General features: G+C 69.3%; 25 protein-coding genes. 21 read left to right on the top strand and 4 right to left on the bottom strand.

Going from position 1 to position 21,409, the window contains the following annotated elements; translation table 11 throughout:
- Positions 1 to 95: 95 nt before the first annotated feature.
- Entirely contained in the window at positions 96 to 2,216 is a 2,121-nt protein-coding gene (gene glgX / locus ACIQD6_RS19060; protein WP_401883975.1) for a glycogen debranching protein GlgX, read from the bottom strand.
- Between the two features lie 384 nt (positions 2,217 to 2,600).
- On the opposite strand from glgX, the gene ACIQD6_RS19055 reads away from it, so the two are divergent.
- The gene (locus ACIQD6_RS19055; RefSeq protein ID WP_401883973.1) at positions 2,601 to 3,833 is read left to right on the top strand and encodes an SAV2148 family HEPN domain-containing protein; all 1,233 of its coding nucleotides are present in this window, start codon (positions 2,601 to 2,603) and stop codon (positions 3,831 to 3,833) included.
- Between the two features lie 146 nt (positions 3,834 to 3,979).
- Entirely contained in the window at positions 3,980 to 4,696 is a 717-nt protein-coding gene (locus ACIQD6_RS19050; protein WP_401884432.1) for a 3'-5' exonuclease, read from the top strand.
- Positions 4,697 to 4,795: 99 nt separating this feature from the next.
- Here the strand turns inward: ACIQD6_RS19050 and ACIQD6_RS19045 are convergent, their stop codons facing one another.
- Positions 4,796 to 5,659, bottom strand: a complete 864-nt coding sequence (locus tag ACIQD6_RS19045; RefSeq protein WP_401883971.1) for a phosphotransferase enzyme family protein — start codon at positions 5,657 to 5,659, stop codon at positions 4,796 to 4,798.
- 153 nt (positions 5,660 to 5,812) lie between these two features.
- Between ACIQD6_RS19045 and ACIQD6_RS19040 the strand changes: the two genes are divergently transcribed.
- The 5 genes from ACIQD6_RS19040 to ACIQD6_RS19020 all read left to right on the top strand — a co-directional run bounded on the left by ACIQD6_RS19040 (position 5,813) and on the right by ACIQD6_RS19020 (position 11,443).
- Positions 5,813 to 6,820 carry a carbohydrate ABC transporter permease gene (locus ACIQD6_RS19040; RefSeq protein WP_401883969.1) on the top strand — a complete coding sequence of 336 codons (1,008 nt, stop codon included), beginning with the start codon at positions 5,813 to 5,815 and terminating at the stop codon, positions 6,818 to 6,820.
- On the top strand, positions 6,817 to 7,656 hold the full coding sequence (locus tag ACIQD6_RS19035) for a carbohydrate ABC transporter permease (protein ID WP_401883967.1): 840 nt from the start codon (positions 6,817 to 6,819) through the stop codon (positions 7,654 to 7,656). Before ACIQD6_RS19040 ends, ACIQD6_RS19035 begins: the two co-directional genes overlap by 4 nt.
- Positions 7,656 to 9,005: an extracellular solute-binding protein gene (locus ACIQD6_RS19030; RefSeq protein ID WP_401883965.1), complete on the top strand. Its 1,350-nt coding sequence runs from the start codon at positions 7,656 to 7,658 to the stop codon at positions 9,003 to 9,005. The genes ACIQD6_RS19035 and ACIQD6_RS19030 overlap by 1 nt, the downstream gene beginning before the upstream one ends.
- Before the next feature lie 77 nt (positions 9,006 to 9,082).
- Positions 9,083 to 10,354 carry a macrolide-inactivating glycosyltransferase gene (gene mgt, locus ACIQD6_RS19025; RefSeq protein ID WP_401883964.1) on the top strand — a complete coding sequence of 424 codons (1,272 nt, stop codon included), beginning with the start codon at positions 9,083 to 9,085 and terminating at the stop codon, positions 10,352 to 10,354.
- A 522-nt stretch (positions 10,355 to 10,876) separates the two neighbouring features.
- A complete protein-coding gene (locus ACIQD6_RS19020; RefSeq protein ID WP_401883962.1) occupies positions 10,877 to 11,443 on the top strand; it encodes a DUF1697 domain-containing protein in 567 nt (188 codons plus the stop codon).
- On the opposite strand, the gene ACIQD6_RS19015 is transcribed toward ACIQD6_RS19020, so the two are convergent.
- Both ACIQD6_RS19015 and ACIQD6_RS19010 read right to left on the bottom strand, forming a co-directional pair.
- The gene (locus tag ACIQD6_RS19015; protein WP_401883960.1) at positions 11,397 to 12,281 is read right to left on the bottom strand and encodes an aldo/keto reductase; all 885 of its coding nucleotides are present in this window, start codon (positions 12,279 to 12,281) and stop codon (positions 11,397 to 11,399) included. The two genes, ACIQD6_RS19020 and ACIQD6_RS19015, sit on opposite strands and share 47 nt — an antisense overlap.
- A gap of 82 nt (positions 12,282 to 12,363) precedes the next feature.
- Positions 12,364 to 13,155, bottom strand: a complete 792-nt coding sequence (locus ACIQD6_RS19010) for a GvpL/GvpF family gas vesicle protein (protein ID WP_401883958.1) — start codon at positions 13,153 to 13,155, stop codon at positions 12,364 to 12,366.
- A 331-nt stretch (positions 13,156 to 13,486) separates the two neighbouring features.
- Here ACIQD6_RS19010 and ACIQD6_RS19005 point away from each other — a divergent pair, with 331 nt between their 5' ends.
- The 14 genes from ACIQD6_RS19005 to ACIQD6_RS18940 all read left to right on the top strand — a co-directional run bounded on the left by ACIQD6_RS19005 (position 13,487) and on the right by ACIQD6_RS18940 (position 21,304).
- On the top strand, positions 13,487 to 13,888 hold the full coding sequence (locus ACIQD6_RS19005) for a hypothetical protein (RefSeq protein WP_401883956.1): 402 nt from the start codon (positions 13,487 to 13,489) through the stop codon (positions 13,886 to 13,888).
- Between the two features lie 116 nt (positions 13,889 to 14,004).
- The gene (locus tag ACIQD6_RS19000) at positions 14,005 to 14,124 is read left to right on the top strand and encodes an LPFR motif small protein (protein ID WP_401883954.1); all 120 of its coding nucleotides are present in this window, start codon (positions 14,005 to 14,007) and stop codon (positions 14,122 to 14,124) included.
- A 45-nt stretch (positions 14,125 to 14,169) separates the two neighbouring features.
- Entirely contained in the window at positions 14,170 to 14,670 is a 501-nt protein-coding gene (locus ACIQD6_RS18995; RefSeq protein ID WP_401883952.1) for an Asp23/Gls24 family envelope stress response protein, read from the top strand.
- A gap of 333 nt (positions 14,671 to 15,003) precedes the next feature.
- On the top strand, positions 15,004 to 15,240 hold the full coding sequence (locus ACIQD6_RS18990) for a gas vesicle protein (protein ID WP_401884430.1): 237 nt from the start codon (positions 15,004 to 15,006) through the stop codon (positions 15,238 to 15,240).
- An 89-nt stretch (positions 15,241 to 15,329) separates the two neighbouring features.
- Positions 15,330 to 15,788: a gas vesicle protein GvpJ gene (gene gvpJ, locus ACIQD6_RS18985; RefSeq protein WP_401883950.1), complete on the top strand. Its 459-nt coding sequence runs from the start codon at positions 15,330 to 15,332 to the stop codon at positions 15,786 to 15,788.
- Between the two features lie 3 nt (positions 15,789 to 15,791).
- Positions 15,792 to 16,505, top strand: coding sequence for a GvpL/GvpF family gas vesicle protein (locus ACIQD6_RS18980; RefSeq protein ID WP_401883948.1), 714 nt, complete (start codon positions 15,792 to 15,794; stop codon positions 16,503 to 16,505).
- A 24-nt stretch (positions 16,506 to 16,529) separates the two neighbouring features.
- Positions 16,530 to 16,781, top strand: coding sequence for a gas vesicle protein GvpG (locus ACIQD6_RS18975; protein ID WP_401883947.1), 252 nt, complete (start codon positions 16,530 to 16,532; stop codon positions 16,779 to 16,781).
- A gap of 53 nt (positions 16,782 to 16,834) precedes the next feature.
- The gene (locus tag ACIQD6_RS18970) at positions 16,835 to 17,386 is read left to right on the top strand and encodes a hypothetical protein (RefSeq protein WP_401883945.1); all 552 of its coding nucleotides are present in this window, start codon (positions 16,835 to 16,837) and stop codon (positions 17,384 to 17,386) included.
- Entirely contained in the window at positions 17,379 to 18,593 is a 1,215-nt protein-coding gene (locus ACIQD6_RS18965) for an SRPBCC family protein (RefSeq protein WP_401883943.1), read from the top strand. The genes ACIQD6_RS18970 and ACIQD6_RS18965 overlap by 8 nt, the downstream gene beginning before the upstream one ends.
- 87 nt (positions 18,594 to 18,680) lie before the next feature.
- Positions 18,681 to 19,208, top strand: coding sequence for a gas vesicle protein (locus tag ACIQD6_RS18960; protein ID WP_401883941.1), 528 nt, complete (start codon positions 18,681 to 18,683; stop codon positions 19,206 to 19,208).
- Positions 19,205 to 20,134, top strand: a complete 930-nt coding sequence (locus tag ACIQD6_RS18955) for a GvpL/GvpF family gas vesicle protein (RefSeq protein ID WP_401883940.1) — start codon at positions 19,205 to 19,207, stop codon at positions 20,132 to 20,134. Before ACIQD6_RS18960 ends, ACIQD6_RS18955 begins: the two co-directional genes overlap by 4 nt.
- On the top strand, positions 20,124 to 20,342 hold the full coding sequence (locus ACIQD6_RS18950; protein WP_401883938.1) for a gas vesicle protein: 219 nt from the start codon (positions 20,124 to 20,126) through the stop codon (positions 20,340 to 20,342). Before ACIQD6_RS18955 ends, ACIQD6_RS18950 begins: the two co-directional genes overlap by 11 nt.
- Before the next feature lie 13 nt (positions 20,343 to 20,355).
- Positions 20,356 to 20,763 carry a gas vesicle protein K gene (locus ACIQD6_RS18945; protein ID WP_401883936.1) on the top strand — a complete coding sequence of 136 codons (408 nt, stop codon included), beginning with the start codon at positions 20,356 to 20,358 and terminating at the stop codon, positions 20,761 to 20,763.
- 52 nt (positions 20,764 to 20,815) lie between these two features.
- Positions 20,816 to 21,304 (top strand): hypothetical protein, encoded by a 489-nt coding sequence (locus ACIQD6_RS18940; protein WP_401883934.1) that lies wholly within the window; start codon positions 20,816 to 20,818, stop codon positions 21,302 to 21,304.
- Positions 21,305 to 21,409 lie beyond the last annotated feature (105 nt).

The following is a 21,409-nucleotide window of genomic DNA, read 5'->3' as shown; positions in this document are numbered from 1 at the left end:
ACTGGAGCACCGGCGGGGCAGCGTGGCAACCGGATTTCCCGGCGCCCGAGCCCGCGCCAGGGCCCAGGGTTCGCCGCCCCGCCGTACCAAATCGTCTACGCCGGACGCATCAGCACCGTCATACTGCGGCCGATCATCTTGAGCCGCTCACCCGCGTCGACCTTCTCCCCCTGTCCCCGTACCACTCCCTCCGGGCGGGCCGTGTCCACCATGACCTGCCATTCCCTGCCGTGATTCACCGGCACCACGAACTCCAGCTCCTCGGCGCTCGCGTTGAACATCAACAGGAACGAGTCGTCCGAGATCCGCTCACCGCGCGGCCCCGGCTCCGAGATGGCACCACCGTTCAGGAAGACCGTCATGGCCTTGGCATGCGCCGCCTGCCAGTCCTGCTGGGTCATCTCGCCGCCCTCCGGCGTGAACCACGAGATGTCCGACAGGTCGTCGTGCGTGCCCTCCACCGGACGGCCGTGGAAGAAGCGCCTGCGCCGGAACACCGGATGGTCGCGCCGCAGCCACACCATCGACTGGGTGAAGGCCAGCATGCCCTTGTCGGTCTCCGCGCCCGGCTCGGGCCAGCGGACCCAGGAGACCTCGCTGTCCTGGCAGTAGCCGTTGTTGTTGCCGCCCTGTGTACGGGAGAACTCGTCGCCGTGGCTGAGCATCGGCACCCCCTGCGACAGCATCAGCGTCGCGATGAAGTTCCGCATCTGGCGGTTGCGCAATTCGATGATCTCGGGATCGTCGGTCTCGCCCTCCACCCCGCAGTTCCAGGACCGGTTGTGGCTCTCGCCGTCCCGGTTGCCCTCGGCGTTGGCCTCGTTGTGCTTCTCGTTGTACGAGACCAGATCGTGCAGGGTGAAGCCGTCGTGGCAGGTGGTGAAGTTGATCGAGGCCAGCGGCCGGCGCCCGTCGTCCTGGTACAGGTCGGACGAGCCCGTGAGCCGGGACGCGAACTCCGCCAGCGTTCTCGGTTCGCCCCGCCACAGGTCCCGTACGGTGTCGCGGTATTTGCCGTTCCACTCGGTCCACAGCGGCGGGAAGTTCCCCACCTGATAGCCGCCCTCGCCCACGTCCCAGGGCTCGGCGATGAGCTTCACCTGGCTGACCACCGGGTCCTGCTGCACCAGATCGAAGAACGACGACAGCCGGTCCACTTCGTGGAACTGGCGGGCCAGCGTCGCCGCGAGGTCGAAGCGGAAGCCATCGACATGCATCTCGGTCACCCAGTAGCGCAGCGAGTCCATGATCAGCTGGAGCACGTGCGGGCTGCGCATGAGCAGCGAGTTCCCGGTCCCCGTCGTGTCCGTGTAGTAGCGCGCGTTCTCGCCCAGCCGGTAGTACTGCGTGTTGTCGAGGCCCCGGAAGGAGAGGGTCGGGCCGAGATGGTTGCCCTCCGCCGTGTGGTTGTAGACGACGTCGAGGATGACCTCGATACCGGCCTGGTGCAGCGCCCGTACGGCCTGCTTGAACTCCAGGACCTGCTCGCCCCGGTCGCCCCAGGACGCGTAGGTGTTGTGCGGGGCGAAGAAACCGATCGTGTTGTAGCCCCAGTAATTACTGAGGCCGGCGTCCACCAGCCGGTGGTCGTTGACGAACTGGTGCACCGGCATCAGCTCCAGCGCGGTGACGCCCAGCTCCGTCAGATGCTCGATCACGGCCGGATGCGCGAGCCCCGCGTACGTGCCGCGCAGCTCCTCGGGGAGGGCCGGGTGGAGCATCGTCAGACCCTTCACATGGGCCTCGTAGAGCACCGTACGGTGATAGTCCGTACGCGGTAGACGATCGTCGCCCCAGTCGAAGTACGGATTGACGACGACCGAGGTCATCGTGTGCGGTGCGGAGTCCATGTCATTGCGGGAGTCCGGTCTGCCGAAGTGGTAGCCGTAGACCGACTCACCCCATTCGATGCTGCCGCTGATCGCACGTGCGTACGGGTCGAGGAGCAGTTTGGCGGAGTTGCAGCGTTGTCCCCGCTCCGGTTCGTACGGGCCATGGGCTCGGAAGCCATACCGCTGACCAGGCATGATGCCCGGCAGATAGGCGTGCCGTACGAAGGCGTCCGTCTCGCGCAGCTCCACCGCCGTTTCTGAACCGTCGTCGTGCAGCAGGCACAACTCGATTCGGTGGGCGGCCTCTGAGTAGACCGCGAAGTTGGTGCCGGCGCCGTCGTACGTGGCGCCGAGGGGATACGTCTGTCCCGGCCAGACCTGCATAGATATGACTCTTCCACTTCTGATCCGGGTGCTGCGGGGCTCTTGGGCCAGATCTTCCCCGAAAGAAGGGCAACCACCTAGGAACCCGATAGGTTCTTGCCTCTTCTTTGTCCCGGGCGGCCCGTCGGCGCCGGGGTCAACTTCGCGTTCCCGGCCGTCGCCCAGGTGGTGGACTTGGGGCGGAGGTCCCGAAAGGGCGCGGAGACCCGGCGCGTACCAGGCGTAATCACTATGAATCAACTCACTCCGGTTGAACTCGGCGCCGAGAACAAGCCCCCTCGACAAGGGAGTTGAGAAAGAAGCCGGTGCATCAGGCTGCACCGCCTCCGCTCGGCGGAGTACCCTTCCTTGATCGTTGAAGGGGTGGGAGAAGGCGGTGCGCGAGTGAGCTCGGGAGGGCTGGAGTTGCCCCCTGGTGACGCAGGTCACGCGGGGGACTCCGGCGATATTCCGCCCGGAGCGGTCTCGCTCGCACGACCGATGGAAATCGGTGCGGAGCTGGACTGGGGCGCGGACGCCTGGAGCGAAGTCCGTACGCGCGCGCAGCGGGCCGGACGGGCCTATATCTGGCTGAATCTGGTGGAGCAGAGGCTGCGCGCGGTCGTCGCCGCGGTGCTCCAGCCCATCTACGCACCCGTGCACGGCGAGGAATGGGTGGTCGCCGCCGCCGGACCCGCCGGGCAGGAATGGGTGCAGCGCGCCGTCGCCGTACGGGAGGTGTCGCGCCGCAAGGGCTATCTCCTCGACCCGGCCGACGACAACGTCCTGAGCTTTCTCACCCTCCCGCAGCTGCGGGAGCTGATGGTCCAGCACTGGCCGTGCTTCGAACCCTATTTCGACGACCGTCGCGATGTGGAGCTGGCGCTGGACGAGCTGGAGGTCGCGCGCAATGTCGTCTCCCGTAACCGCGCGCTCTCCGAGACGGTCCTCGCCCAGGCGGAACGGGCCTCGGCCCGGCTGCTGGAGATCCTGGGCGGCGGCAGCGGAGTGCCGTCCGGCTCACGGCTGCGGGTGGACGCGGTCGAGGACCTGGTCGGTGACCGGTACGCGGACGTGGTCTCCGTCCACCCCGACCGGGTCCGGCTGCAACGGCAGATCCCGGCCGAGGACCTCTTCGGCGGAGCCCGGCGTCTCGACGCGATCGGCATCGGGCTGAATCTGCTCGTCCAGAACTTCTCGGGGCGGCGGCTGATCCGCCTGGCCGAATCGGGCTGCCGGATACGCCTGATCTTCCTCAACCCGGCGAGCAGCGCGGTCAAACGCCGTGAACGCGAGCTGGGGCTCAAGAAGGCGGAACTGAGCCGCTCGGTGGAGATGAACATCCTCCACATGCGCAGGGTGCGCTCCAAACTGCGCGATCCGGGCGCCTTCGAGATCCATGTGTTCGACGAGACCCCGCGCTTCACCGCGTACCTCGTGGACGGGGACGGCTCCGACGGCCTGGCCGTCGTCCAGTCGTATCTGCGCCGTGCCCGGGGCATGGAGGCGCCGGTGCTGGTGCTGCGGGGCGGCGGGCGCGGAGTGGTGCGCTCGGGGCAGGAACCGGAGCACGGGCTCTTCCAGACCTACCGCGAGGAGTTCGAGTCGGTCTGGACGGACTCCCGGCCGGTCTCCTGACCCGGAATCGGCTGCCGGTCCCGGGGCGTGGTGTCGCGGGTGCGAGCGGCGTTGTCAGTGGCGCGTGGCAGGGTGAATGTCCAACGGGGAAAGCACCGCCGCACCATGACGGGGGAAGCGCCACCGCACCACGAGGGAGGGGCATGATGACTTGGCACGGTGAACCGCTGGCCGGATTCGACCTGGAGACGACCGGCACGGAGCCGCTGGAGGCACGGATCGTGACGGCCGCGGTGGTCGAGGTCCGGGGCGGCGAAGTGATACGGCAGCGGAGCTGGCTCGCCGACCCGGGTATCCGTATCCCCGCCCAGGCGTCCGCGGTCCACGGCATCAGCAGCGAGCGGGCGGCGTCGGAGGGGCGCCCGGCGCGTGACGTGGTCGCCGAGATCGCCCAAGTGCTCGCCGGCTACTGGGCGCGCGGGGTGCCTGTCGTGGTGTACAACGCGCCGTTCGACCTGACGCTGCTCTCCGCGGAGCTGCGCCGGCACGGCCTGCCGCCGCTCGAAACGATCGGCCCGGTGATCGACCCGTACACCATCGACCGCGCCGTCGACCGCTACCGCCGGGGCAAGCGCACGCTGGAGGCGGTCTGCGCGGAGTACGGCGTGGTGCTCGACGCGGCGCACGACGCGGGGGCGGACGCCCTGGCGGCGGTCCGGGTGGGGGCCGCGATAGCGGAGCGCCATGCCTCGGTGGCGGCGCTGGCCCCGGCGGAGCTGCATGAGCGTCAGGTCGACTGGTACGCGGACTGGGCGGCGGACTTCCAGCAGTTCCTGCGGAAGAAGGGCAACGCGGACGCGGTGATCGACGCGGGGTGGCCGCTGCGCGAACCGGTGCCGTCGGCCGCCGCCCAGGACGCCTGAGGGCTTTTCAGCGGCCCTCTGCCGGGGGCGGGGATCGGGATCGGGCGGCCGGGGGGGGCGTCTGCCGTGCCGGTCCTCTGCCGGGTCGGGACGGTCCTGTCAGAACGGGTACCAGCGGACCTCGGGGTCGTCGCTCCGCAGCGAGGCGACCCTGCGGCGGAACTCGTCGAGGGCCTTGGGATTGGTCGGGGCGTGCTGGGCCACCCAGGCGCAGCTCGCCGTTTCGCGGGCTCCCCGCAGGACCGGGCAGCCGGCCCACTCGCGTACGTCCCAGCCGTAGGTCGCGGTGAAGGTGTCGTACGCCTCGGCGGGCAGGCCGTACCGGTCGCGGGAGAGGGCCATCACCACCAGGTCGTGTTCGCGGAGGTCCGAGGAGAAGGTTTCCAGGTCGACCAGGACGGGGCCGTCCGGGCCGACATGGACGTTGCGCGGCAGCGCGTCGCCATGGATGGGGCCCGGCGGCAGGTGCGGGACGAGCGTGGCCGAGGCCTCGGCGAAGCCGTCCCTGCGCCCGCGCAGATAGTCGGCGTCGGCCGGGTCGATCGCGTCGCCCGCGATCCGCAGCCAGCGCTCGACGCCGCCGAGCAACTCGCGACGCGGGAGGGGGAACGAGGGGGTGGGCAGTGCGTGAACGAGACGGAGCAGGGACGCCAGATCACCGGCCGCGGCCGGCCGGGTGGCCTCCGGCAGCCGGTGCCAGAGCGACACGGGGTGGCCGTCCACCGACCGTGCCTCGGGCTCCGCGGCCCGTACGGCCGGAATGCCGCACTCCGCGAGCCAGGAGGCGAGGGCGACCTCGTGCCGCGCGCGGGCCAGCAGTTCGGGGTGGGCCGTCGCGTTCCGGCCGATCTTGACGACCAGCTCGCCCGCCTCGAAGACCGCGTTCTCCCCCAGGGCCAGCAGCTCCGCGTCGTACGGCAGGCCCGCCTCGGCCAGAATCTCCCGCGCCCGCGCCTCGTCCATCGATGGCTCTCACTTACGTCCGGTGGTGGTGTGGAACCGCCAAAGTCTCGCACCTCCGCACGCCCGCTTGACGAACCGAGGGGGCGTCAGCACGATGACGAAGGCCGCCGGGGCGGCCTTCACCAGGACAAGCCGCCCGAAGGAGTCGAATCCGTGACATCGGCGACCGCGACGGAGCGGTCCGGGGAAGAACCGCCCGACGGCGAGCGGTCCGGGCCGGGACGGTCCGGCGCCCGGCCTCCGGGCCCGGGGCGTTCCGGGAAAGCCTCCGGGCGAGCGCGGTCCGGACGGGCCATGGACCACGGCGCGTGGTTCCTGGTGCTGCCCGCGCTGATCCCGATCCTGGTGCTCAGCGTCGGCCCGCTGCTCTACGGCATCCTGCTCGCCTTCACCGACGCGCAGTCGGGCCGTACCGACCCGACCGAGTGGATCGGGACGCTGAACTTCCAGGATCTGGCCCACGACACGCTCTTCTGGGACTCGTTCGGGATCGGCCTGCTGTGGGCGGCCGGGGTGACCGTGCCGCAGTTCGTGCTCGCGCTCGGTCTTGCCCTGCTGCTCAACGAGAACCTCCGGTTCCGCTGGCTGGCCCGCGCCCTCGCGATCATCCCCTGGGCCATGCCCGAGGTGGTCGTCGGCATCATGTGGCGGCTCGTCTACAACGCCGACGCCGGAATCCTCAACGAGACGATCCGTGATCTGGGCCTCGGGGAAGGTCGGGACTGGCTCACCGGACTGGCCACCGCCCTGCCCGCGGTGATCGTCGTCGGCGTCTGGGCGGGGATGCCGCAGACCACCGTCGCCCTGCTGGCCGGACTCCAGAACACCCCGCAGGAGCTGCACGAGGCCGCCGCGCTCGACGGCGCCGGCGCCTGGCGCCGGTTCCGTACCGTCACCTGGCCCGCGCTCAAGCCGGTCGCGCTGGCCATCACGGCGCTCAACTTCATCTGGAGCTTCAACTCCTTCGCCCTGGTCTACGTGCTGACCAACGGCGGGCCCGGCGGCCGTACGCGGCTGCCCATGCTCTTCGCGTACGAAGAGGCCTTCCGCTACGGCCAGTTCGGCTACGCCGCCGCCATGGGCTGCGTCATGGTCGCGCTGGTCTCGGTGCTCCTCGCGCTCCATCTCGTCGGACGGCTCAGGGAAGGGGCCGAGCGATGAGCCTTCACACCGGGCGGCCGGTGCGCGCCGGACAGTATGCCGCGCTCCTGTGCTACCTCGTCTTTCTCGCCGTCCCGTTCCTCTGGCTGATCTCCACGGCCTTCAAACCGGCCCAGGAGCTGGGCAGCCTCCACCCCAGCTGGATCCCGGACCACCCGACGCTCGGCAATTTCCGGCAGGCCTTCGACGAACAGCCGCTGCTGCGCGCCGCGGGCAACAGCCTGCTGGTCGCCTTCTCGGCCGCCCTGATCGCCGTCGTCATCGCGACCCCCATGGCCTATGTGATGGCGCGTCGGCGCGGCAGACTCGCGGCGGCGGCCACCGGCTGGGTGGTGGTCAGCCAGGCGTTCCCGTTCGTGCTGGTGATCATTCCGCTCTTCCTGGTCCTGAAGAACCTCCAGCTGATCAACACCCTCGTCGGGCTGGTCATGGTGTACGTGGTGTGGGCGCTGCCGTTCGCGCTCTGGATGCTGACCGGATACGTACGGGCTCTGCCGACCGAGCTGGAGGAGGCCGCGGCGGTGGACGGCGCGGGCCGGTTCCGTACGCTCGTCTCGGTCACCGCCCCGCTGCTGGCCCCCGGCATCGTCGCCACGGCGCTCTTCGCGTTCATCACCGCGTGGAACGAGTTCTTCTTCGCGCTCGTCCTGCTCAAGACCCCGGAGAAGCAGACCTTGCCGGTCGTCCTCACCCACTTCCTGGGGGCGGAGGGCGTCGCCGATCTCGGACCGCTCGCCGCCGCCGCGTTCCTCGCGACACTGCCCTCGCTCGTCCTCTTCGCGCTCATCCAGCGGCGGATCACGGGCGGAATGCTGGCCGGGGCGGTGAAGAGCTGATGCGGACACCTCGGACAGCGCGGGTACCACGGACAGCGCCGACGCGCCCTGGGCTCGCGGCCATTGCCGCCACCATTCTCGCGCTCGCCCTGCTGCTCGGTGGCTGCTCCGGCGCAGGCGGCGGCGACTCCCGGACCGGCCGGATCACGCTGCGCTTCCAGTCCCTGGCCTGGCAGGACGAGTCGGTGCGGGCCAACAGGGAGCTGGTGGAGGAGTGGAACGCGTCGCATCCGGACGTCCGGGTCGAGTACGTCCAGGGCAGCTGGGACAGTGTCCACGATCAGCTGCTCACCTCCTTCGAGGGCGGTGAGGCGCCGGACATCATCCACGACGCCTCCGACGACCTCGCGGACTTCGCGTACGGAGGCCGTCTCGCCGACCTGAGCGACGTGCTGCCGGACCGGCTCAAGCGGGATATCCCGCAGCGCAGTTGGGACACCGCGACTTTCGGGGACGGTGTCTACGGTGTGCCGTTCCTCCAGGAGCCGCGCGTCCTGATCGCCAACAAGAAGATCCTGGACACCGCGAACGTACGGATCCCGACCGCCCGGAATCCCTGGAGTTGGCCCGAGTTCCGGCGGATCGCCAAGCGGCTGACCGAGCGGATGGGCAGCGGGAAGTACGGCGTCGCCTGGCCGCTCAAGGACCCGGTCTCCGCCACGCTCAATCTGGGCTTGTCGACCGGCGGGCAGCTGTTCCAGCGGGGCGCGGACGGGAAGGTGACGATCCGTTTCACCGACGAGGACGCGGTCGTCCCCCGCACCATCCACGATCAGGTCGCGACCGACCGGAGCGCGTCGGGCGCCACCCTCGGCATGGGCGGTTCCGACACACTGCCCGGCCTGTTCGGCGGCAAGTACGCGATGGTCCCGCTGGGTTTCTCGTACCGGCAGCAGATCATCCAGCAGGCACCGAAGGGCTTCGAGTGGACCGTACTGCCGGCTCCGGCGGGTGGTACGGACGGCCTGGCGCAGGGCGTGAGTCCGCAGACCCTCTCCATCGCCCAGGACAGCCCGCACAAGAGGGAGGCGGCGGAGTTCATCGACTTCCTGCTCCGGCCGGACAACATGGTGCGGCTGGCGAAGGGCGACTGGATGCTGCCGACGGGTACGGAGGCGATCGAGGACCCGTCCCTGCGCGTCGCGAAGGACGGCTGGGCGACGGGCGCCGCGCTCGCGCGTGAGCTGCGCCCGGCCCCCGCCCAGTCGGTGCGCGGCTATCCGGAGTGGAAGGACAAGGTGGCGACGCCGGCGCTCCAGGAGTACTACAGCGGGGCGATCGACCGTGCAGAGCTGGAGAAACGCCTGGTCGAGGACGGGAACAGGGTGCTGGCCCGCTACCAGCGCTGACGGGCCGGGGCGTACGCGAGAAGAGTGCCGAGAAGGGTGCGGGCGAGGACACGGAGGGGGAGGAGCCGAGGGCGAAAATGACATTGCACGCGGCGTTTCGTCTCGCCTACGGTCTGTGCGTGACCGTATCGAAGCGTGCCCATATCGCCATGTTCTCCATCGCCGCCCACGGCCATGTGAATCCGAGCCTGGAAGTGATCCGCGAACTGGTCGACCGGGGGCACCGCGTCAGTTACGCGATCCCCGCCCTCTTCGCGGAGAAGGTAGCGGCCACCGGCGCCGAGCCGGTGATCTACACCTCTGCCCTGCCGACCCCCGACGACGACCCCGAGGACTGGGGCACGGAGTTGATCGACAATCTCGAGCCGTTCCTCGACGACGCCATCCAGGCGCTGCCGCAGCTGGCCGACGCGTTCGACGGTGACCGCCCCGACCTGGTCCTCGGCGACACGACCTCCTTTCCGGCGCCTGTCCTCGCGCACCGGTGGGGCGTCCCGTTCATGCAGTTCTCGACGCACATGGTCGCCTGGAAGGGATACAAGGAGGAGGTCGCCGAGCCGATGCTCGCGGAGCTCACGGCATCCGAGCGCGGCAGGGCGTACCGCGCGCGCTTCGCGCACTGGCTCGAAGAGCACGACATGGGCCACACCGACCTGGACCTGCTGGTCGCCGAGCCCGCCCGCTCCATCGTGCTGATCCCCAAGGCGCTGCAGTACAAGGCCGACAGCGTGGACGAGTCCGTGTTCACCTTCGTCGGCGCCTGCCAGGGCGACCGCGCGGAGCAGGGGGAGTGGCAGCGGCCCGCCGGGGCGGAGAAGGTGCTGCTGGTCTCGCTCGGTTCTTCGTTCACCAAGCAGCCCGGTTTCTACCGTGAGTGTGTCAAGGCGTTCCGGGACCTGCCCGACTGGCATGTGGTGCTCCAGATCGGCAAGAACGTCGAGGAGTCGGAGCTGGGCGAGATCCCGGCGAACTTCGAGGTACGGAACTGGGTCCCGCAGCTCGCCGTGCTCAAGCAGGCCGACGCCTTCATCACGCACGCGGGCGCCGGTGGCAGCCAGGAAGGCCTCGCGACGGCCACCCCGATGGTCGCCGTACCGCAGGCGGTCGACCAGTTCGGCAACGCCGACATGCTCGTCTCCCTGGGGGTGGCCCGTCGGCTCGACACGGAGCAGGCGACCGCAGAGGCACTGCGTGAGGCCGTCCTCGCGCTGGACTCGGATCCCGATGTGGCCCACAGGCTCGCCGGGATCAAGCGCGAGATGGCGGCGGAGGGCGGCACGCGACGGGCGGCGGACCTGATCGAGGCGGAGCTGACAGGGGCGGACCTGGCTCAGACGGGCCTGGCCTAGAGAGGCCCGGTCTGGAGAGGCCCGGTCGCCCGGCCCGGAGGGGCGGGTGGCGCGGGCCTGGGTGGGGCGGAGCAGCCGAGAGGCGTGGCCTGACGCCCGAGTCGGGGTCGGGTTCAAGCCGTATCGTCCTGCCCGCCGACGGCCCGGCAGGACGATACGGCTCTCCGCGACGAGTGGGTGGCTCCCTGCCAGGAAGGACCGAAGTCCCTTGTCCCCGAAGGGGGTTGGCGGGTGAGTCCGACGTGTCCCGCACTGGCCTGTTTCTTGTTACAGAGGTTTGTTCGCCAAGTCACAGCTGCATGAAGCACTTGAACTGAGCGCGTCAATCGGTCAGGGTTCTCGAACCAGTGTGTCGGAGATCCACGAAGCCGACGACGAGAAGATCCCGGAACCGGCGGCCGCCGTGCTCTCCCCCACGGAGCACGGCGGCCGCCCTCCGATCGGACCGGCTCCCGGGGCCGCGGACCCCCGTGCGTACGGAGGCGGCCCCAGGCCGAAAACCCGCCGTCCTATCGTGTGCTCATGACCACGACGTACGCGGCGCTGCTGCGCGGCATCAATGTGAGCGGCCACAGACGGGTCCCGATGGCGGATCTCCGTGAGCTGCTCTCCGGGCTCGGCCACGGTGACGTCCGTACCTACCTCCAGAGCGGCAACGCCGTCTTCACCAGCGCGTCCGAGGACGAGAGCGCCCTCGCCACCGCCCTGGAACGCGCCATCGAGCAGCGCTTCGGGTTCGGCGTCGACTGCCTGGTGCGCGACGGCGCGTACCTGCGGGCCGTGGCCGACGCCTGCCCGTTCCCCGCCGACACGCTTGAGGGCAAGCAACTCCATCTGACCTTCTTCTCCGAGCCGGTGGGCCCCGAGCGGTTCGCTTCGCTCGACCAGGACAGGTACCTTCCCGAGGAATTCCGGCTGGGCGACCGGGCGCTGTATCTGTACGCCCCGAACGGCCTCGGACGCTCCAAGCTCGGCGACGCGCTGGCCAGGCCGGCCCTGTTCAAGGGGATCACCGCCACGAGCCGCAACTGGAACACCGTCCTCAAGCTGGTGGAGCTGACCCGTGCCCCGGGGAACGCAGGGGCCTGAGTGTCTCCAGGCTGTCCATGTCCTCGGCGGACAGCCGGATGTCCGCGGCCGCCAGGTTCTCGTCGAGATGGGCGGTCGAGCCGGTGCCGGGAGTGGGGCACAGCGCGGGGGAGCGGTGCAGCAGCCAGGCCAGGGCTGTCTGGCTCCCGGTCGCCCCGTGGCGGGCGGCGACGGAGTCGAGCGCCGCCACCGCGTCACCGGTCAACGCGCCGTTGGCCAGCGGGAACCACGGCAGAAACGCGAGACCGTGTGACTCGCACACCCGCAGCACGGCCGCCGAAGCGCGATCGAGGAGATTGAAGCGGTTCTGCACCGAGGCGATCCCGGTCAGGGAGAGCGCCCGCTCCAGTTGGCCGGCCGTCACGGTGTCCAGACCGATATGACGGATCTTGCCCTCGCGCCTCAGATCGTCCAGGGCGCCCAGCTGCTCCGCCATCGGTACCGCCGGATCGAGCCGGTGGAGCTGGTACAGATCGATCGTGTCCGTACGCAGCCGGCGCAGACTCGCCTCGCACATCGCCCGCAGCTGCTCGGGGCGGCCCGCCGCGTGCCAGGCGCTGTCGCTCGTACGCACCACCCCGCCCTTGGTCGCGATGACCAGCCCGGCCGGATACGGGTGCAGCGCCTCGGCGACCAGTTCCTCCGCCAGCCAGGGGCCGTAGTTGTCCGCCGTATCGATGAGCGTCACCCCGCGCGCCACGGCCCGGCGCAGTACGGCGACGGCATCCGCCCGCGCGCCGCGCGGGCCCCAGTAGCCGGGTCCGGTCAGCTGCGCCGTGCCGAACCCGAGCCGCCGTACGGCAAGATCCCCGCCCAGCGGGAAAGTGTCCTGGATCATGCCCGGGACGGTACGTCGTGGGGCGGTGTCCGGGCGGGCCGGGCTCCGTACGCGGACGGCCGCACGGCCTCGGCGGCCCCTGTCACGCTTCCGCTTCCCCTCCTGCTGCCGGGAGAGGGCCCGCGGGTGCTCCCGCGCCCGCGCGAGGTCGTTCGGGTACGAAGCTGTAGCAGGGCAGCGGCCCCGCGACACGCAGGACCACGTGCTCGTGCCGGAGCGTGGCGAAATCCGCCGCGGCGGTCCGGAACCGGTCGACGGCCGTCCGGTCGACGAGGAACGACGTATTGAGCAGACAGCCGGAGACCCGCGGCCCGGCCACGACGGCGTGGGCCAGTGGTGTCAGTTCGTGGACGGCGTGCCGGCCGGCCTCGACGGCCCTGCGCGACAGCGCGGCGAGCACCGCTTCGCCCAGCCGCATGTTCGCCTCGTACCCCGGACGGCGGTGAGCTTCCTCGCGCAGCCCCTGGATGGTCCGGTCCTCGCGTACGAGGCCCGCCAGGGCGTCCGGGGCCGCGAGAGCCCTGACGTTCACCTCGACCCGGCCGGCCAGCTGGTCCAGAGCCGCCAGATGGCGGTTCCGGTTCCCGGTGATGGCCAGCTGCTCACGGACCGCCGCCTCGTCGGGCGCGACCGTACCGAACCGCATCGGCAGAACCGGCCCGGTCTCGGCGAGCCGTAACAGCAGCTCCTGATGCGCGAGCGGATCGCGGCGGCGCGCGCGCAGCTTCGACGGGGCCGCGCTGACGACGGCGCCGACCGGCCCCTCCGTAAGGACGCGAAGGGGCAGGGGAGGGGTTCCCACTCCCCCGATGCCCGGCGGGACCGGCCGCTCAGCCCGGACGATGCCGTAGACGTACACACCAAGGCGTGCCACCGGTCAGCCCGCCGGGGAACGACGTGGGGGCCCGCCCGCGAGGAGGACGCCGTACCGATCGAGTTCCCGGCCCCGAGCGGCGGAAGCGTGCCGACGGGGCACGGACGACGTGGGGCCGACCCGTGAACGACCTTGATCTGCCATAGGGCAAGTCTCATCAATATTCCGCCCGCCGCATCATGAGCGGTCCCCGGTGATGGCCCGCCGGACGGGGCGGCAGACGACGGTCACGGCCGTCCGGTCCTCCGCCCACATCACTCTATGGGGTGATTTGCGTATCATGAGGAGTAAATGCCGATATGCGCCTGAGGCGCGGACGGGCAGGCTTTTGATGTCGAAGAAGCACAGTCATCCCCCGCACGGCGAGGGTGCGAGCCGTTTCGAGGGTCGGGAGCAGCACGGGTGGTCGCCGGATGTGGACGAGGCCGCTCAGCGGCCCAATCCCAGCGCGCATCGTTCCTTCCATCCCGACCGGTACGCCCCGGAGCCGGACGCGAGCGGTAAGGCCTCCGACGAGGACAAGAAGAAGTCGATGGAGGGCACGCCGGTCGAGAGTCGCTCCCGGCGCGGTGAGGATCACGCCAAGAAATCGAGAGGGGAAGGCACCCACGACACCGGCCCCAAGGGGCGGACACGGCGCCCCAGTGGCACCAGGGACGCCTCGGCTGTCACGGGAGTGGACCCACAGGATCCGAAGGATCCGCGGGACCCGCCCTCGAAGCGGTCCGGCTGAGTCCGCACCGCCGTCACCAGCGGGGTTCCGCTGAGACTGCACCGCTGTCACCAGCGGCGGTTCGGCCGCGTCCATGCCCGCCGCCACAGCAGATCCGCACCCTTCAGGAGGCCCAGATGCTCAGTGCCATCGCGGACGTGCTCCGTGCGATCGGCGGAACGATCGCTACCGTCGTCACACTCCCGTTCCGGGCGCTGGCCCGACTCTTCGGTGGTGCCTCCGGCGCGGGCCACTGAGCCCGTCCCTACCGACAGCCCGCCTTCTCCGGGAAGGAACTCCTCATGACAACCAATCAATTCGCGACGGCCTCCACGTCCACCGGTACTGACAAGAACACGGGTACCGGCAGGAACACCGGCACCGCGAGGACCAAGGGCAGGGACGGTGCGGTGGCGGGCAGGACGGTCATCGCCGACTCGGTCGTTTCGGCCATCGCCGGCATCGCGACCCGCGAGTCGCCCGGGGTGTACGCGATGGGCGGCGGCATGTCCCGCACCCTGGGCGCCATGCGCGGCAGGGTGTCCGGTTCGGACGACCCCTCGCGGGGCGTGAAGGTGGAGGTGGGCGAGAAGCAGTCGGCCATCGATCTTGAAATCGTCGTCGAATACGGGACACCGATCGCAGACGCCGCCAAGACCATCAGGTCCGACGTCGCCGACGCGGTGGAGACGATGACGGGGCTGGAAGTCGTCGAGGTCAATGTGAGCGTCCTCGACGTACACGTACCGGGGGCCGACGACGAGGGCGACGGCGGTTCGCGGGACCGGTCGCGCGTGGAGTGAGGCTTGTCCCCGCCGCCGTAGCGGCCAGGATCTCCGTAGCGGCGCCATACGTCCCTGTTCGAACCCGGGACGTGTGGCGCCGCTATCACATGCTCACGGCCCGGTGACGGGTTCCGGCCTGCGTCGAATCCTTGGGCATACGTTCGGATCGCAGGGGCACTCGGTCCTCAACTGGCCGCAAAAAAGGCGCAGTTGCTTCACCGAAACCCCTCATGACGGACGGCGGACGGGATCATGGCGACAACGGACAGCAAGAGCGGTACGAGCGGTCAGGACCGCCAGGACACCCGGGACATCCAGGACCGCCAGGGACGGCTCGCGGCTCCCGCGGCGATGCGGCTCGCGGTGGAGCAGCTCGCGGAGATGCTCCGGTGTGAACCCGGCTCCGTATCCGCGCTCAAGGCCACCGACGACGGGTGGACGGCGGACGTCGAAGTGGTGGAGGTCGAAAGAGTCCCGGACACGTCGAGCGTGATGGCGTCGTACCGGGTCCACCTCGACGGACAGGGCCAACTGATGGGCTACGAACGGACTCGCCGTTACGCGAGGGGCCAGATCGACCGCCGCTGAATCGACGTCGGGATCGACGTCGGGATCGACGCCGGAATCGACGCCGGAAGAGGCGTCGAACAACCAGATCAACGAAAGGAAGAACAACCGTGAGTGTTGTCCAGCAATCCAGTTCATCCGGCGGTGGGAGCGGCACAGGAAATCTCTACGACATCCTCGAACTCATCCTGGACCGTGGGCTGGTGATCGATGCCTTCGTACGGGTCTCTCTCGTCGGCATCGAGATACTCAAGATCGACGTCCGTGTCGTCGTCGCCAGTGTCGACACCTACCTCCGGTTCGCCGAGGCGTGCAACCGGCTGGACCTGGAGTCCGGACGCAAGGCGCCGAGCCAACTCACCGACCTGGTCGGTGACATGACCGAGGACGGCGCCAAAGGCAAGTCGAAGGGCGTGCTGACGGGCGCCGCGGAAGCGTTAGGCGACTCCCTCCAGCGGGGCCGTGACGACGCCGAGGAGGAGGCCGCGGAACGCGAGGAACGCTCCGCACGCAAGTCCGCCTCCGCCGGCTCCGCGAGCCGCCGTACATCCCGCCGGGGAGGGGAGTAGACAGTGTCCACGTACATCTACGCGGTCACCGCGGGGGACCATCCGCTGCGCCTGGACGGTGTGCACGGTATCGGTGATCCCGCCGCGGAGTTACGTACGGTCAGCTCGGGTTCGCTCAACGCGGTGGTCAGTGACGCACCGGCGCAACTGCGCGCCAAGCGCCGGGATTTGGTCGCGCACCAAGGCGTACTGGAACGTCTCATGGCGGACGGTGCCGCGCTGCCGATGCGGTTCGGGCTGGTCGGTCCGGACGACGAGCAGGTGCGCGCCGCCCTGGAGGAACACCGGGAGGCGTACACCGACCGGCTCAAGGAACTGGACGGCTGCCTGGAGTACCACCTCAAAGTGTCGCGCGACCAGGACGACCTGCTGCGCGAGGTCCTCGACGAGTCCGGTGAGGCGCGGCGACTGAACGCCGTCACGCGGCAGAACCCCGCCGCCCACGAGGAGAAGATGGCGCTCGGCGAGCTGATCTCGCACGAGATCCAGGCCCGCCAGGCGGACGAGGGAAGGGACATGGTGGCCCGCCTCACGCCGGCTGCTGTCCGCACCGCCGTCGGGGAGCCGAGCCAGAGCCACTTCCTCAATGTGTCGTTCCTCGTCAAGCGCGAAAAGGCAGCGGCCTTTTCGCAAGCGGTACATGAAGAAGCCGAACGGCGCGGCGAGGCCTACACGGTGAGTCTGCACGGGCCGCTGCCGCCCTACAGCTTTGTCTGACACCAGGATGCGGAGGATTCCGCCATGGGCCTCATCACTCAGATTCTGACCTTTCCGCTGGCGCCGATGCGTGGCACGGCCTGGGTTCTCGACCAGGTGTTGCTCACCGCGGAGCGCGAGTACTACGACCCGGAACCCGTACGCAGGGAGCTGGTCGCACTGGAAAGGGAGTTGCTGGCCGGCCGGGTGGGGGAAGAGGAATTCGACCGTCGCGAGGACGAACTGCTGGACCGGCTGCAATGGCTGGAGTCCTATCAGCGGAATCTGAGGAGCTGACTCCTTGTCGCGAGAGGGAACACTTACCCGGGGGAGAACGAGGTGTACGAGAGATGATGAACAACGCCAAGATAGGAGTGGCCCTCGTCGGGGGCTACTTCTTAGGACGTACGAAGAAGGCGAAGCTGGCCATCGGTCTGGGTATGTTCCTGGCCGGCCGGAAATTGAGCCTGGACCCGCGGCAACTGAGCAAGCTTGTGGCCAATTCCCCGGTTCTCGGCGGACTTAACGACCAGGTGCGCAGGGAATTGGTGGATGCCACGAAGTCGGCGGCCACCACGGCCCTCACCCAGCGGATCTCCGGTCTCGCCGACTCGCTCCACGACCGGACGCTCGAACTCGACGATCCGACTGGCCGGGGCCGCGCCCAGGACGACGAGGTCAACGGGGCGGAGGAGAAGCCGAAACCCGCGTCCGGCGCGGGAAAGGCCACGTCCGCGACGCGTAAGACCGCCCCGGCGGCTGCCCGTAAGACCGCTTCCGGGACCCGTAAAGCAGCGTCAGGGACCCGTAAGGCCACTTCCGGGGTCCGTAAGACCGCCTCCGGGGCCGGCAGGGCCGCCGCCTCGTCGGCGCGGAGGCCGAGTGGAGGCCGCAATGGCTGACTCGACTCTCGGCAGGATCAAGGACGAGGTGGCGAAGAACCCGGCCACCGACCGGCTCAAGGAAGAACTGCGGAACTACCTCCAGGCTCGTGCCCAGCACGCCGTGACCGGCCTCGGGTACAAGCTGGGAGAGAGCGTCAGCAAGCTCGCCGAACCCGGCCGGGGGCCGGGCGGACTCGTGAGCGGTCTCGCCCCGGGAGGCAAGGCGCTCGGCGAGGGCAGGACGCCGGGGCAGGCCGCGCTCGCGGTGGGTGCTTCCCGGCTGAAGGACACGGTCAAGGACAAGGTCAAGGACAAGGTCAAGGGGCTGTTCGGCAAGGGCCGCAGGGGCGGCGGTGGCAAGTCCAGGAGCGTGACGATCGTCGAGGACATCGACGTCGGCGTACCCGTTCGCGAGGCCTACGACCAGTGGACGCAGTTCCAGGAGTTCAGCACGTTCGCCAAGGGCGTCGTCAGCGTCGAGAAGGCCGATGACACCAGCAGCAACTGGAAGGTGAAGGTCGCCAAGTCCACGCGCAGTTGGAAGGCGAACGTCACCGAGCAGGTGCCGGACGAGCGGATCACCTGGACGACGGAAGGCGCGAAGGGCACCGTCAAGGGTGTGGTGACCTTCCATCCGATTACCGACACACTGACCCGCGTCCTGCTGGTGCTCGAATACTTCCCGAAGGGTCTGTTCGAGAAGACCGGCAATGTCTGGCGCGCCCAGGGCCGTCGGGCCCGGCTGGACCTGAAGCTCTACCGCACATTCATCATGATGCGGGGCGAGGCCACGGACGGCTGGCGCGGTGAGATCCAGGACGGTGAGGTGGTGCTCGGCCACGAGGAAGCCGTCGAGCAGGAGCAGGAGCTAGAGCGCGCAGAAGAGGGCGTCGACCGCGACCCCGAAGAGATCGACGGGAACGAGGAGTTCCACGACGCGGACGCGGACGCGGACCTTGACGCGGACTCCGACGTGGACGAGGAAGCGGACTCCGACGACGAATTCGTGGACCGGCACGACGACGTCGATGAGGAGGACGAGTACTACGAGGACGAGTACGGCGTCGAGGACGAGCCGGATCCAGAGATCGAGGTCGACGGCGACACCCGGTTCGACGAGGCCGCGGAGCCCGCGGAGAACGCGGAGAACGCGGAGGACGAGGAGCCCGTGCATGAGCGCCCGGCTCGCCGCCCCCGGCGCCGTACGGCCTCGGCGCGTCGCTGATCCGTCGATCCTCCTGATCCGTCCAACCGCTGTCACCAGCGCGGAGAGATCTTTCACCAGCACAGAGAAAGATGAGGCTGACCTCACGTGTCCGATTCCCTGGCCGGCCGTATGGGACCTTCCTCCGGGAGCCCGTACGGCCGGCAAGAGTCTTCCGCCAACCTCGCCGACATCCTCGAACGTGTCCTGGACAAAGGCGTTGTCATCGCGGGCGACATTCAGATCAACCTGCTCGACATCGAACTGCTGACGATCAAGCTTCGCCTCCTCGTCGCCTCCGTGGACAAGGCGAAGGAGATGGGCATCGACTGGTGGGAGCACGACCCCTCCCTCTCCTCCCGGGCGCGTGTCCCGCAGGACGTCTCCGGCGGGGACGCCCCCAGGACGGCCGTGGACGCCCCGGGAGCCGCTGAGGAGATCGCCCTCCTACGGGCCGAGATCGCCGAACTGCGGGCGGCGGCGGGCCTGCCCGGTCGGACGGCGGCACGGTCGCGGGACGCGGTCGCGGATGGCGCTGCCCTTGGAGAAACGGCCCTTGGACAAACGGGCAGCGGACAAACGGGCAGCGGGGAAACGGGCAGCGGGGAAACGGAAAGCGGGGGGACAGCCCGGTGAATGACGACACACAGCCGGAAGCCGGCCACATGCCGGAGCCTCGGACGAGCGCGCCGCCGCGGGCGTGGATGTCCTACGTCTACGCCATCGGCCGTAGCGATACCCTCCTCCGTACGACGGTCTCGCGGCTGACGGGAGTGGGGGGCGGCGTCCTGCGGACGGTGAGCGACGGCGCGCTCGCGGCTCTCGTCTCCTCCGTCCCGGCCGACGCGTTCGGTGCGGAGGGCATGAAGGCCCAGATGGAGGACCTGGAGCGGCTGGAGATGATCGCCCGCTCGCACCACGCGGTGGTCGAAGCCGCCTGTGGGACGACCACGGTCCTGCCGATGCGGCTGGCCACGGTGTATCTGGACGACACGCGCGTGGCGGCCATGCTCCAGGAACGTGGCCAGGACTTCGGCGAACTGCTCGCACGGCTGGAGGGCCGGGTCGAGATGGGCGTCAAGGTGTACGCAGACCCTGCGGCGGCCGTCACGAGGCGGCCTGTCCCGGCTGTCGCCGACCGTCAGGAAAGCCCCGGGCGGGCCTACTTACGGCAGCGCCGGGAGCAGCGGCGCGGCCATCAGGACGCGTACCGGGCGGCCGGCTCCGTCGCCGCACAGGTGCCGGGACGGGTGGCCGCTCTCGTACGGGCCAGGGTCGCGCACCGCCCTCAGCAGGGCGAACTCGCGTCGGGAGCCGGCGAAAACATCGCCAATGAGGCCTATCTGGTCCCGGTCGAGCATGTCGAGGAGTTCCGTCAGGCCCCGAACTGCCTGACGGACGACGGTGTCTCCGGCGTGCGCGTCGAGGTGACGGGCCCCTGGGCGCCGTACTCCTTCGCGACCCCGGACCTGACCCCATCCCCGAACCCATCCCCGAACCCGGCCCCGAACTCGGCCGTGAACCCCACCCCGACCGGGACCGGAGAACGCGATGAGCGGTGAACTCCCCGCGAGTGGCAACGGCTTCGCCGACGAGGACTCGCTCGCCGGCCGGCAGGTCGCCCTGATCGATCTCCTGGACCGCCTCCTGACCGGCGGCGCCGTACTCACCGGGGATCTCGTGCTGTCCGTCGCCGACGTGGATCTGGTCCGTATCAATCTGCGTGCCGTCATCCACTCGGTCACACCCGACAATCCGTCCCCCTGGTGATGAGTGTCCTGACATGACGCATGAATCCGAAGAGACACAAGCCGATCCCAGTTCCGGATTCGAGGACGTGGCGCGGGCGGCGGCACGGGCATTCGATCTGGTACCCGCGTCGTCCGACGATCCGAAGTCCGGTGGTGACATCGCACAACGGCTGAAAACCGATCCGGAAACGGTGGAACGCGATCTGATCAAATTGGTACTGACGATTGTCGAGTTGCTGCGTCAGCTCATGGAGCGCACCGCATTGCACCGTGTCGACCAGGGAGATCTGAGTGAGGATCAGGAAGAACGGATCGGTATGACGCTCATGATTCTGCAGGACCGTATGTCCGAACTCTGCGACCGGTACGGCCTCACCATGGACGATCTCAACCTGGATCTCGGCCCGTTGGGGTCGCTGCTGCCGCGCAATGATTCCTGACGCACGCGTGGTCCCCATGTTTTGCGCGCAGTTGAGGGGTTACACGGTGGTCATGGCCGAAGAGAACAAGAATGCGAATGCCAGCAATAACGGTAAGCCGACGCGTAGCGCCAAGGCCGCGATTTCCAAGAGCGGGGAGACCGCTTCCCGTACGGGAACCGCGGCGCGGCGCAAGGCCGAGGCGGACGGCGATCGGGCCAGGCAGGAGGCATCCCGGTCCGCGTCGAAGGCGCACTCCTCGGCGCTCGCCGCCGAGGAATCCGCGAAGTCCGGCACCCGAGCGGTCGGTGCGGCTACCACGCGCGTAGGGCGGGTGGCGGCCGGTGGAGTCCACAGGGGCAAGCAGGCCGCGATCTCCGCCGGCGGGAAGGTCGCTTCCACCGCTGTCACAGCGTGGACGGTGGTGAAGAACAGGAAAGTCATCGCCGCTGGTGCGGGCGCTGGGCTGGCCGGTGTCATGAGCGCCGCGTTCGCCGCGGGCCGTCACTCCGCCAAGACGGGGAGCGGCCCTCTGACGCGGCTGACCGGCGGCCGGATCTGAACGATCAGGCGTGAGAAGGCCGACCAGTCACGATCCGGCCGAGGGCCGGCCGACACAACAGTGTCGGCCGGCCCTTCGCCGTGGCCCTTGGGTCCTGAGGGGCCC

Source organism: Streptomyces sp. NPDC088400, assembly GCF_044753355.1.
Taxonomy (GTDB): domain Bacteria; phylum Actinomycetota; class Actinomycetes; order Streptomycetales; family Streptomycetaceae; genus Streptomyces.
The sequence above is the reverse complement of the archived record's forward strand: the minus strand, read 5'-3'. Positions and strand labels throughout refer to the sequence as shown.

Bases quoted from the DNA above. Each gene is read 5' to 3' on its own strand.
- glgX (WP_401883975.1), bottom strand. From the start codon at position 2,216: ATGCAGGTCTGGCCGGGACAGACGTATCCCCTCGGCGCCACGTACGAC.
- ACIQD6_RS19050 (WP_401884432.1), top strand. From the start codon at position 3,980: ATGACTTGGCACGGTGAACCGCTGGCCGGATTCGACCTGGAGACGACC.
- ACIQD6_RS19045 (WP_401883971.1), bottom strand. From the start codon at position 5,659: ATGGACGAGGCGCGGGCGCGGGAGATTCTGGCCGAGGCGGGCCTGCCG.
- ACIQD6_RS19035 (WP_401883967.1), top strand. From the start codon at position 6,817: ATGAGCCTTCACACCGGGCGGCCGGTGCGCGCCGGACAGTATGCCGCG.
- ACIQD6_RS19030 (WP_401883965.1), top strand. From the start codon at position 7,656: ATGCGGACACCTCGGACAGCGCGGGTACCACGGACAGCGCCGACGCGC.
- mgt (WP_401883964.1), top strand. From the start codon at position 9,083: ATGACATTGCACGCGGCGTTTCGTCTCGCCTACGGTCTGTGCGTGACC.
- ACIQD6_RS19020 (WP_401883962.1), top strand. From the start codon at position 10,877: ATGACCACGACGTACGCGGCGCTGCTGCGCGGCATCAATGTGAGCGGC.
- ACIQD6_RS19015 (WP_401883960.1), bottom strand. From the start codon at position 12,281: ATGATCCAGGACACTTTCCCGCTGGGCGGGGATCTTGCCGTACGGCGG.
- ACIQD6_RS19005 (WP_401883956.1), top strand. From the start codon at position 13,487: ATGTCGAAGAAGCACAGTCATCCCCCGCACGGCGAGGGTGCGAGCCGT.
- ACIQD6_RS19000 (WP_401883954.1), top strand. From the start codon at position 14,005: ATGCTCAGTGCCATCGCGGACGTGCTCCGTGCGATCGGCGGAACGATC.
- ACIQD6_RS18995 (WP_401883952.1), top strand. From the start codon at position 14,170: ATGACAACCAATCAATTCGCGACGGCCTCCACGTCCACCGGTACTGAC.
- ACIQD6_RS18990 (WP_401884430.1), top strand. From the start codon at position 15,004: ATGCGGCTCGCGGTGGAGCAGCTCGCGGAGATGCTCCGGTGTGAACCC.
- ACIQD6_RS18975 (WP_401883947.1), top strand. From the start codon at position 16,530: ATGGGCCTCATCACTCAGATTCTGACCTTTCCGCTGGCGCCGATGCGT.
- ACIQD6_RS18970 (WP_401883945.1), top strand. From the start codon at position 16,835: ATGATGAACAACGCCAAGATAGGAGTGGCCCTCGTCGGGGGCTACTTC.
- ACIQD6_RS18965 (WP_401883943.1), top strand. From the start codon at position 17,379: ATGGCTGACTCGACTCTCGGCAGGATCAAGGACGAGGTGGCGAAGAAC.
- ACIQD6_RS18950 (WP_401883938.1), top strand. From the start codon at position 20,124: ATGAGCGGTGAACTCCCCGCGAGTGGCAACGGCTTCGCCGACGAGGAC.
- ACIQD6_RS18945 (WP_401883936.1), top strand. From the start codon at position 20,356: ATGACGCATGAATCCGAAGAGACACAAGCCGATCCCAGTTCCGGATTC.
- ACIQD6_RS18940 (WP_401883934.1), top strand. From the start codon at position 20,816: ATGGCCGAAGAGAACAAGAATGCGAATGCCAGCAATAACGGTAAGCCG.